Below are 10,690 nucleotides of genomic sequence, written 5' to 3'. Positions count from 1 at the left end.
TCACACCGCCGTCAGGAAGGAGACGCCCACGGCGCCGTAGAAGTTGTCGGCCTTGTGCGGCCCCTCGCTGACCACACCGTAGTCATCGTCCAGCACGCGACGCACGCGGTAGCGGTGGAAGCTACCGAGCAGCTTGCGCATCGGGATGACCTGGTTGTAGGTGCTGCCGTACAGCTCGGCGTGCAGCTTGGGCAGTCGATACCAGGGCGCTACCGGCTTTTCGTGGTGGGCGTTGTGGAAGGAAAAGTTGAGCAGCAGCAGGTTCAGCGTCGGCCAGCGTTCCGAGACTACGTTGCTATAGGTGTTCTGCTGCTCGTAGCTGCGGTCGCGGCGCTTGTCCTCCGGCAGCTTGCCGCCATCTTCCAGCACGGCGAAGGCTTCGTAGGTGTGCTGATAGGCATCGGCGAAACGCAGCACGCTGAGCATGATCATCCAGGCCACTGCGTAGAGCAGCACGGCCTTCAGCGACAGCGCCGCGAGCCCGGCAAAAAGCAGCGTGCGAACGGCCAGCACAGCGGCGACCTTGCCACGCCGGGCGCGGTGCTTGTCGTTGTCGGTGATGAAGGGCAGGGCGATCACGTAGAAATGCATGATCAGCTCCACCGCCGGCACATAGGCCCATTCCAGCGCCAGCACCAGCTTCTGGAACCACAGCGGGCGTGCCTTGAGGAAGGCCTTACTGTCGAAGGTGATCACGTCGGCGCGGTCGACGTGGTGACGCATGTGTTTCTTGCGCAGGTCCTGAAACTCGGCGTAGCAACTGCCGCACAGCCAGCTGCAGACGTTGCCGGCCCATTCGTTGTGCTTGGGCACGCTGAAGATGGCGCCATGGGCGAATTCGTGGATCAGGTAGGCGGCGATGATCATGCCGTGGGCCAGCAGCAACGTGCCCAGCGCGTTCAACCAGCCGTTGCCGGCGAACAGCAGGGCCAGGCCGCCGCCGTAGGCAAGCGCGGTATAGAGAATGGCCAGCGTGTTGGGCAGGCGGCCATCGGCATAGCGGTACAGGGGTTTGGCAGTCATGGTGTTCTCCAGCACAGGCGGGCTACGGCCCGCCCGGCGTCGGCTTACTGGGCGAGCGCTTCGGTGAACTGGGCGTCGTAGGTCTTGCTGAAGTCCGGGATGGTCGGAATCTGCCCGTTGTCCTTGAGCAACTTGGCGATGATCGCGCCGCTGCCATGGAAGGAATGGGTGTCGTCACCTGGCGTGAAGCTCTTGCCCATCTCGTCGAGTGGGATGTTGTAGGCGCCGGCCATCTGCTCGACGGCTTCTTCGGCGCTGACGCCGAGCACCTCGCCGATGATCTCAGCCGACTCCTCGGGGTGCGCCTGCATGTAGGCCAGGCCGTCGAGATAGCCCTGGATCATTGACTTGATGGCAGCGGGCTTCTTGGCGATCACCGCTTCGTCGAAGACCAGTACATCGGTGATCAGGCCTGGCGCGTCCTTGGACGAATAGACCACCTTGAACTTGTCGCCGCCGCCCATGGAGAGAATCTGCGAGACGTTGGGCTCGTAGGTCACGCCGACCGGCAGATTGCCCGAGGCCATGGCGCCGGGAATGCCTTCCGGAGTCATGTTGACGGCGTCGATGTCCTTGTCGCTCATGCCGTTCTGTTGCAGCGCATAAGCCAGCAGGAAGTCCGACGGAGACAGCGGGTTGAAGCCGACCTTCTTGCCCTTGAAGTCGGCGACCGACTGAATCGAAGCATCGGCGACGATGGCGTCACCGCCGTTGGAGAAGTCGATGGGCATCACCACGCGATGCTTGAGGCCCTTGGCGACCGAGGCCACTACCTGGTCGTAGGTGAGCATGCCGCCGTCCAGCGCGCGGCTGAGCATGGCGGTGGGGATCAGCGCCGGGTCGTTGAAGAACTGCAGGTCTACATCCAGGCCGTGGGGCTTGAACAGGTCTTTCTTGTCGGCGACGTAGAAGGGGCCGTAGCCGGCCCAGACCACGGTGCCGATCTTCAGCTTCTCGGCGGCCTGGCTGGCCAGCGGTGAAAACAATGTCGCGACGGCCAGGCCGGCGGCGAGGAGGGTCTTGTTCAGCGAGCGCAGTGTGGACATGGCGTGATTTCCCTACACATTGGAATGACAAGGCACGGGATGACATCGCGTCTCCCGGGCTTTTATCCCTCCGTGTAGTCCCGTCCCTGGGACCGGAGAACTCTCGGACCAGCGCCCACTCCCTGTGAGCCGGAACCCTAGTTCTCCTTGAAGCTGCTCCTGTGTTTTGTGCCAAGCGTCATGAGTGCCGGTGGCGACTCATCCCGTTCACTTGGGATAGAGCAGGTTGCGTGCCAGATGCCGTACAAGCTCGGCAAGCCCGCGTGGTACGGCGCGTCCGCTGCGGCACGAGGCTCTTCGTTGAGCGGCGGGCATGCTCGGATGCAGGTCAATTTCTGAAAGGGCGCTCCCGAATGGTGCTGCGGCGCGTCTTAATGACGATCGGGATAGAGTCGTGAGATGTACTGGTCGGCGAAAACCTTGAACGATGGAGGTGCCTGCCAGTCGGAACTGATGAACTCACGAAAAACGGGAGCCATCACATGCTGAAGTTTCTAGGTAGCACCATTGGCATCATCTTTCTGATCGGCCTGATCGTGGTCATCGGCCTCTTTGCCCTGATCTTCTGACACGCACGCGTATGCACCCTGGGTCGCAGATGGCACATCGGTCGGCCCAGGGGAGCGCTCCTGCCGCAATATCTCTTTTCATGACTCGACTGATGCATCTGCCGATGGCCGTGCTGCTGGTGCTGCTCGCCGTGTTTGCCTCATTGCCCGCGACCGCGCAGGTGGATGATGGTTTGGCGACGGTGCGGCTCGACGGCCGCGCGCTGTTTCGTATTGGCGGAACCGAGGAGCTGGAGGCGCGCCTGCGGGCTCGGCAGATAGAGCGGCAATTGCTGACGGTGTTGGAAACCCCGCAGGGCATAAGCAGGGCGCGCATCGCGCCGGCCGGGGAAAACGCCGAGGCGCGCCAGATCACCATGGCTGGGCGCATCCTGATGCAGGTCACGGAGGAGGATGCCCAAGCCAACGGCCGGGCGCTCGAGGCGCAGGCGCGCGAGTGGGCGTCGGTTCTCGAAACTGCGCTGGCGCAGGCCAGCACACGGCGGACGTCGGAGCGAGCGCGCTTCGTGACCGACGTGCGCGCCAGCGTCGATACTGCCTTCGCCCGGCTGCTGGAAGCGGCCATCAGCATCGTGCCCCGGGCACTGGCGGCGCTTCTGGTGATCGGCGTGTTCTGGGCATTGGCTGCGAGTGTGCGGGCAGGGGTCCGGATGATCTCTCATCGGCTGATACGCGATCGGACGGTGGAGAACCTGATCAAGCAGGTCAGTTACTACACCGTCTGGCTGCTGGGCCTGATCGTCGCTGCCACCGCCTTTGGTCTCGAACCCGGGACGCTCGCCACAGGCCTCGGGCTGACCAGCCTGGCGCTCGGATTCGCCCTCAAGGACATCCTTTCCAACTTTGTCAGCGGCCTGCTGATCCTCACCTTGCGGCCGTTCCAGCTCGGCGACCAAATCATCATCGGCGACACTGAGGGCAGCGTGGAGCGCATCGAACTGCGTGCCACGCAGATCCGCACCTACGACGGACGCCGGGTCCTGGTGCCGAATGCGGAAACCTTTACCTCGCGGGTCACCAACAACACCGCTGCGCCGGTGCGCCGTGGTCAGGTGATCTGCTACCTCGGCTACGAAGTCGATCTGCCACAGGTAATGAGCGTGCTCAAGGAGGCAGCCCGGGGTGCTGAAGGAGTCATCGCCGAGCCACCACCCACAGTGGCCATACGCGAGATGGGCCAGAGCGAGCTCGCCTTTCAGGTGCAATTCTGGTGCGACTCGCGCCGGTCGGACTTCATGCTCACCGCCTCGCGTGTGCGGGCAAACCTGATTGAGGCACTGCGCGCTTCGGGGATCGCGCTGCCTGGTCCGGGGGTTCATCAAGTCGTGTTGCGAGAGGGTGGGTCAGCGCTGGACGAGGCTTTGCCGAGGCGCAGCAGCAGCGACGAAGACTAACGCGAGGACTGGATGCGCACACCCTGGCCCGAGATGGCTATCTGACCGGCGTTATAGGAGCTGCCGTTAAGGCGCTGTATCGCTATCGAGCGCTGCGCGGGATGTACCAGATGCATAGTTGTCGGTTAGTCCCGCGCATTCGTTTCTCACTAGCTGTGTTTCGCTCCTTACCGCTTACAGCCAGATAAGTGGCTTCGCTATCTCAACCCCGCTGCGCCAGCCAAGCCTTCCAGCCGCCGAAGTGGGTGATGTCCTCGGCGCCGTCAAGGCCGTAAGCATCGCAGATAAACCCGGTTTCCCAGCGCCCGTCTTCTAGCTCCACTTTGCCCAGGCCCAGCGGCGCGGGGATGCCGGTCAGGAAAGAGCCCAGCTCGCTGCTGGGGATGTCCCAGACTTCCACGGCAATCGCCGCGCCACCCTCGGCGACGCGCACCATCCCCGGGCGTAACAGCGGGCCGCCGGCCAGGGCGTAGAGCTTGTACGCCGCGCTGCTGGTGGTTGCCTCCAGCAGCCGACCGCCGCGCTGGCGAAGTTGCCAGTTCAGCGGCAGGCCATCGAGGTGCGCGCCGCAGACCACCACTCTCGTCCGGTCGTTGCGCGCCGGATTCTGCGGGGCAGGTGTTGTGATCGCATTGCTGCCCACCAGGGCCAGGCCGGTCCGGCGTTGCAGTGCATCGGCCAGGCTCAGCAGGTACTGGTCGGTGAACACACGGCCAAACAGCGTCACGCCCCAGGGCAGCTCGTTATCCATGACGCCGGCAGGTACAGCCACGGCGGCGTAATCCAGCATGTTCATGAAGTTGGTGTAGTAGCCCAGGTCCGAGTTGCGCTTGACCGGTTCGGCGTGAAGCTCGACGAGGGTCACCGGGCGCGGGTACGCGGGCGTCAGTACGCAATCGACCTCGGCCATGATCCGGTCGCAGATGGCCTTCAGCTGCTGCAGGCGGTATTGCGCTTCGAACAGTTGCACGGCGGTGGTGCCCGGTGCCTTTTCCAGTACCGCCGTTATCACCGGCAGGACGGCGTCGGGCTGCTGCTCGATCAGCTCGCCCGCCACGCTGTAGCGTTCGGCGACCCAGGGGCCTTCGTAGAGCAGGCGTGCAGCTTCGAGGAAGGGGGCGAAGTCCACTTCCACCGGCTCGCCGCCAATGGCTTCCAGGTTTTCGATGGTGGCGGCGAACAGCGCCGGGCTTTCCTGGCAGCCGAGAAACTCCGGGTTCATCGGCACGCCGAAGCGGAAGGCTTTCACCCGGCCGAAGGCCGAGCCGTCGTTCCACAGCGGGTTGGCGCGGCTGTACTCGTCGCGCGGATCGAGCCTGGCGGTCAACGCGAGCAGCTGACTGGCTTCGGCGGCGGTGGCGGTGAAGAAGGTCACGCAGTCCAGCGTGCGGCAGGCGGGGACTACGCCGGCGGTGGAGATCAGGCCCTTGCTGGCTTTAAGCCCCACCAGGTTGTTCAGCGCCGCCGGCACGCGACCGGAGCCGGCGGTGTCGGTGCCCAGGGCAAAGGTGCACAGGCCCAGCGCCACGGCCAGCGATGAGCCGGCGCTGGAGCCACCGGAGGGGTAGTCGGGGCGCACGCTGTTGCGGCACTCGCCATAGGGTGAGCGGGTGCCGTTGAGGCCGGTGGCGAATTGGTCGAGGTTGGTCTTACCTAGCGGCACGGCACCGAGGGCGATCAGCTGCTCGACGATGGTGGCGCTGGTTTCCGGTGTATAGGCAAAGGCGGGGCAGGCAGCGGTGGTGGGGATGCCGGCCAGGTCGATGTTGTCCTTGATGGCGAAGGGGATGCCGTAGAGCGGTAGCTCGGCGGGCGTCTTGCTCTCCAGTGCGGCCAGGTAGGGCTCGAGTTCTTCGGCGTTCAGCAGGTGGATAAACGCGTTGAACTCGCCGTTCAGTTCAGCGGCCTTGGCGCGCAGTTTGAGGATCAGCTGGCGCGGGGTCGTGGTGCCGGCTTCATAGGCATTGCGCAGCGTGTCGAGGCGAAGATCGAAATGGGTCGTCATGGTTGGCTTCCTCTGTGGCAGGCCTGGTCTGTTCGGGCGGTCGGGATTCAGGTCAGGCTGGCGGCCCTTTCCCCTCACCCCAGCCCTCTCCCCAAATGGGCGAGGGGGTTAATCCGGTGTTGCTGGCGGTCTGGTGGTCCGGCGTTGCTTTAGTGCTGTTAGTCCGGAGCCTTTGGTACGTCGTGGCGGAGGAACTTGGTTGGGCCTCTTTCCCCTCACCCCAGTCCTCTCCCCAAAGGGGCGAGGGGGTTGATCCGGTGTTGCTGGCGGTCTTTGTGGTCTGGCGTTGCTTTGGTGCTTTTAGTCCGGAGCCTTTGGTGTGTGTCGTGGCGAGGCATCTGGTTGGGTCTCTTCCCCTTACCCCGGCCCTCTCCCCCAAGGGGCGAGGGGGTTGATCCGGTGTTGCTGGCGGTCTTTGTGTCTGGCGTTGCTTTAGTGCTGTCAGTGCGGAGCCTGTGGTGTGTCGTGGCGGAGGAACTTGGTTGGGCCTCTTTCCCCTCACCCCAGTCCTCTCCCCAAAGGGGCGAGGGGGTTGATCCGGTGTTGCTGGCGGTCTTTGTGGTCTGGCGTTGCTTTGGTGCTTTTAGTCCGGAGCCTTTGGTGTGTGTCGTGGCGAGGCATCTGGTTGGGTCTCTTCCCCTTACCCCGGCCCTCTCCCCCAAGGGGCGAGGGGGTTGATCCGGTGTTGCTGGCGGTCTTTGTGTCTGGCGTTGCTTTAGTGCTGTCAGTGCGGAGCCTGTGGTGTGTCGTGGCGGAGGAACTTGGTTGGGCCTCTTTCCCCTCACCCCAGTCCTCTTCCCAACGGGCGAGGGGGTTGGTTCGGTGTTGCTGGCGGTCTTTTGGTCCGGCGTTGCTTTCGTATCGCAGGCGCTGAGAGTTCGTTACGCGGCTCATTGCAATGCGCGAGCTGCGTCGATGTCCAGACCCGCGAGCCCGCGCCGAACCGGTCCCCTCTCCTTGAGGGAGAGGGCTAGGGTGAGGGGGAAATGGTCGGCAAAGACCACAGCTCTCAAACCTCCTCGATCACCACCACCCGTTGGCCGGCGCGCACCGGGGAGCCGGGTTGCACACGGATGTCCTTCACTACCCCGGCGACCGGAGCGATGAGCGGAATTTCCATCTTCATGCTCTCAAGGATCACCAGCACGTCGCCGGCAGCCACGCGCGCGCCCTCGGCCACCGACACCTGCCAGAGATTGCCGGCGATATGGCTTTCGATGCCGTGCTCACCGGCGCCAAGCGGGGTGTCTTCACCGAGATCGGCCGCTACTTCCTCGCTCTCGAAATGCGCCAGCCCCGATTCGATCCAGCGCTGGCGCTCGGCGTCGAAGGCCGTGCGCTGCTGGCTGCGGAAGGCCTCGATGCCTTCGGCTTCCTTGACCAAGAAATCCTGGTAGTCGGAGAGGCACAGCTCGGTCTCCTCGATCTTCAGCGGGTAGCGGCCCAGCGGGAAGTCGCGGCGAATCTGCGTCAGCTCCTCGGCCGAGACCGGGTAGAAACGGATCTGGTCGAAGAAGCGCAGCAGCCAGGGCTGGCCGCCGAAGGCCTCGACGGCGCGGTAGCGGTTCCACATCTGCAGGGTGCGACCGACGAACTGGTAGCCGCCCGGGCCTTCCATGCCGTAGACGCACATGTAGGCGCCGCCAATGCCCACCGAGTTCTCGGCGGTCCAGGTGCGCGCCGGGTTGTACTTGGTGGTGACCAGCCGATGCCGTGGGTCCAGCGGGGTGGCCACCGGCGCGCCGAGGTAGACGTCGCCCAGGCCCATCACCAGATAGCTGGCCTCGAACACCGTGCGGTACACCTCGTCGAGGTTCGGCAGGTCGTTGATGCGGCGGATGAATTCCAGGTTGCTCGGGCACCAGGGCGCGTCCTTGCGCACCGTGGTCATGTACTTCTCGATCGCCAGCTGGCAAGCCGGGTCGTCCCAGGACAGCGGCAGGTGGACGATGCGCGAGGGCACCTTCAGATCCTGCGCGGCGCACACCGCGTCCCACAGGCCGGCGACGATCTCCAAGAGATCCTCCAGCGCCAGGGTCTCGGGCTGGTAGTGGACCTGCAGGGAGCGGATACCGGGGGTCAGGTCGATCACACCTGACTCGAACTGCGCCATGGCTACTGCGCTTGCCGATGCTGCGTCAAAACTCGACTCGGAATGCTCATTTGCCACATGCAAACTCCGCTTCCTCGCCGAGTCTTTCCTTGCCTCGCCTGCGCTCGCTACGCCCTGACCCAGTCCGAACGCTCTTTCCATAGCCTGCATCAGCGCATGGCCGCGGAAGCGCAGCACCAGGTCCAGTTCCGGCTGGCCGATTTCCAGCAGCAGGTGGGTGTCGCCGGAGAGGCGGGCGACCAGGCGGCTGTCCGCTTCACCGATATCGAGCATGATGGGCGACTGCAGCGCCACCGGCGTGGCGACCACTGCCGCGGGCGCGAGGCTGGCGCACTCGGCATCAGCGGCCTTGGCCAGCTGGCGTGCGGTCAGCACGTCCACCGGGACGAAGCGCACCTTGTCGCCGGCCTTGAGCTGGCCGAGCTGCCACAGATCCGCCTCGATGATGGTCACCGGGCAGACGAAGCCACCCAGGCTCGGGCCGTCCGGGCCGAGGATCACCGGCATGTCGCCGGTGAAGTCCACCGCGCCGATGGCGTAGGGGTTGTCGTGGATGTTCGACGGGTGCAGACCGGCCTCGCCGCCGCTCTCGCGCACCCACTCGGGTTTCGGGCCGATCAGGCGCACGCCGGTGCGGCTGGAGTTGAAGTGCACTTCCCAGTCGGTGGCGAAGAATTTGGCGATATAGCCTTCGGTGAAGTATTCCGGCGCGCCGTGCGGGCCGTAGATCACCCGCAGCTCGCGCACCGCCGGCAGGGCGCTGCACAGCTCGGCGGCGAGCCGTGCGCCGGCAGACGAGTCGCTCAGCGGCGCCAGATGCAGCACATCGCCGGCACGCAGGGCGCGGCCGGCATGCCCGCCGAACTGGCCGAGGGTGAAGGTGCTCTTGCTGCCCAGATACTCCGGCACCTGCACGCCGCCGCGCACGGCCAGGTAGGAGCGGGCACCGGCGCCGGCGATGGTGCCGATGGTCAGGGTGCTGCCGGCCGGGACGAAAATGGCGGTGCACATCGGCTGCGTGACGTCATCGAGCTTCACGGGGATCGCGGCGCCGGTCAGCGCCACCACCGCGTCGGTGTTGAAGCGCAGGATCGGTCCGCTCATGGTGATTTCCAGCCCGGCAGCGTCCTCGGGGTTGCCGAGCAGGGCGTTGCCCAGGCGCAGCGCGCGGCTGTCCATCGGGCCGGACGGCGGCACACCCACCGCCCAGTAGCCGAGGCGACCGGGGAAGTCCTGCACGGTGGTCTGGGTGCCGGCGCTGATGACCTCGAAGGTGTTGGCCGAATAGCGCAGACCTTCCAGACAGCGGGTCCAGGGCGTGCCGAGGGCGAAGGGGGCAAAGCCGAGGATCTGGCGCAGGTACTCGCGGTTGGTCTCCACGCCGTAGAGCAGGGTGTCGCCGAGGGCGGCGTCCAGCGCGACGCGGGCCGCTTCGCGGCTCGGCGCCCAGCTGATGACCTTGGCGATCATCGGGTCGAAATACGGCGGGATCTCGCAGCCGGCTTCGACCCAGGTGTCGATGCGCAGGCTCTTGCCGTCGGCGGCTGGGAAGGCCACGGCGGTCAACAGGCCCGGGCTTGGCTGGAAGTCGCGGCCCGGGTCCTCGGCGTAGACGCGCGCCTGGATCGCGTGGCCGCTCGGCTTGAGATCCTTCACCAGCTCGGCCAACGGCGGCAGGTCGCCGGCGGCCAGCTCGATCATCCAGCGCACCAGATCCACGCGCCAGACCTGCTCGGTGACGCCGTGCTCGACCTGCAGGCGGGTGTTCACCTCGAGGAAGTAGAAACGCTGGGCTTCGGCGTCGTAGACGAACTCGACGGTGCCGGCGCTGCGATAGCTGACCGCCTTGGCCAGGGTGATCGCCGCCTGGCACAGCGCCTCGGCCATGCCGGCCGGCAGGTTCGGCGCCGGGGTTTCCTCCAGCACCTTCTGGTTGCGCCGCTGCACCGAGCAGTCGCGCACGCCGAGGGCGATGACTTCGCCGGCGCCGTCGCCGAACACCTGCACCTCCAGGTGGCGGGCGCGCTCGATGTATTTCTCGATGAACACGCCCGAATCGCTGAAGTTGTTCTGCCCCAGACGCTTGACCGCGTCGAAGGCATCAGTGAGCTCCGCCGCCGAGCGGCACACGCGCATGCCGATACCGCCACCGCCAGCGGTGCTTTTCAGCATCACCGGGTAGCCGACCTGCTCGGCTGCGCCGAGGGCATCGGCGAGGCTGTCGAGCAGCTCGGTGCCCTCCAGCATCGGTACGCCGCGTTGTTTGGCCAGGGCGCGGGCGGTGTGCTTGAGGCCAAACACCCGCAGCTGTTCCGGCGTCGGGCCGACGAAGGCGATCCCGGCGGCCTCGCAGGCTTCGGCAAACGCCGCGTTCTCGGAAAGAAACCCGTAGCCGGGGTGGATGGCTTTCGCGCCGGTTTCACGGGCGATGCGGAGAATCTTCTGCGCGTCCAGATAGGTCTGTGTGGCCGGGCCTTCGCCCAGGCTGTGGGCCTCGTCGGCCTGCTGCAGATGCAGGCTGGGGGGGGGGGGCTCGGGGG

General features: G+C 65.6%; 6 protein-coding genes and 1 riboswitch. Of the genes, 2 read left to right on the top strand and 4 right to left on the bottom strand.

The window, feature by feature from the left end; translation table 11 throughout:
- Both F753_RS37790 and F753_RS37785 read right to left on the bottom strand, forming a co-directional pair.
- Positions 1-1,023, bottom strand: a complete 1,023-nt coding sequence (locus F753_RS37790) for a fatty acid desaturase family protein (RefSeq protein ID WP_023445593.1) — start codon at positions 1,021-1,023, stop codon at positions 1-3.
- A gap of 44 nt (positions 1,024-1,067) precedes the next feature.
- A complete protein-coding gene (locus F753_RS37785) occupies positions 1,068-2,069 on the bottom strand; it encodes an ABC transporter substrate-binding protein (RefSeq protein WP_023445592.1) in 1,002 nt (333 codons plus the stop codon).
- A gap of 49 nt (positions 2,070-2,118) precedes the next feature.
- Positions 2,119-2,221: riboswitch (guanidine-I (ykkC/yxkD leader) on the bottom strand.
- A gap of 330 nt (positions 2,222-2,551) precedes the next feature.
- Here F753_RS37785 and F753_RS50365 point away from each other — a divergent pair.
- Positions 2,552-2,638 (top strand): small membrane protein YohP, encoded by an 87-nt coding sequence (locus tag F753_RS50365; protein ID WP_446677974.1) that lies wholly within the window; start codon positions 2,552-2,554, stop codon positions 2,636-2,638.
- 92 nt (positions 2,639-2,730) lie between these two features.
- A complete protein-coding gene (locus tag F753_RS37780; RefSeq protein ID WP_023445591.1) occupies positions 2,731-4,032 on the top strand; it encodes a mechanosensitive ion channel family protein in 1,302 nt (433 codons plus the stop codon).
- A gap of 202 nt (positions 4,033-4,234) precedes the next feature.
- Here the strand turns inward: F753_RS37780 and atzF are convergent, their stop codons facing one another.
- Positions 4,235-6,037, bottom strand: coding sequence for an allophanate hydrolase (gene atzF / locus F753_RS37775; protein WP_023445590.1), 1,803 nt, complete (start codon positions 6,035-6,037; stop codon positions 4,235-4,237).
- Between the two features lie 1,009 nt (positions 6,038-7,046).
- A complete protein-coding gene (locus tag F753_RS37770; protein ID WP_245218658.1) occupies positions 7,047-10,667 on the bottom strand; it encodes a 5-oxoprolinase/urea amidolyase family protein in 3,621 nt (1,206 codons plus the stop codon).
- Positions 10,668-10,690 lie beyond the last annotated feature (23 nt).

The sequence above is a fragment of the Stutzerimonas chloritidismutans AW-1 genome (assembly GCF_000495915.1).
GTDB lineage: Bacteria > Pseudomonadota > Gammaproteobacteria > Pseudomonadales > Pseudomonadaceae > Stutzerimonas > Stutzerimonas chloritidismutans.
Note: the sequence above shows the minus strand (reverse complement) of the source record. Positions and strands in the feature narration are given on the sequence as shown.

What these genes read in the sequence shown, in the direction of transcription:
- F753_RS37790 (WP_023445593.1), bottom strand. Translation starts at nt 1,023, where the DNA reads ATGACTGCCAAACCCCTGTACCGCTATGCCGATGGCCGCCTGCCCAAC.
- F753_RS37785 (WP_023445592.1), bottom strand. Translation starts at nt 2,069, where the DNA reads ATGTCCACACTGCGCTCGCTGAACAAGACCCTCCTCGCCGCCGGCCTG.
- F753_RS50365 (WP_446677974.1), top strand. Translation starts at nt 2,552, where the DNA reads ATGCTGAAGTTTCTAGGTAGCACCATTGGCATCATCTTTCTGATCGGC.
- F753_RS37780 (WP_023445591.1), top strand. Translation starts at nt 2,731, where the DNA reads ATGCATCTGCCGATGGCCGTGCTGCTGGTGCTGCTCGCCGTGTTTGCC.
- atzF (WP_023445590.1), bottom strand. Translation starts at nt 6,037, where the DNA reads ATGACGACCCATTTCGATCTTCGCCTCGACACGCTGCGCAATGCCTAT.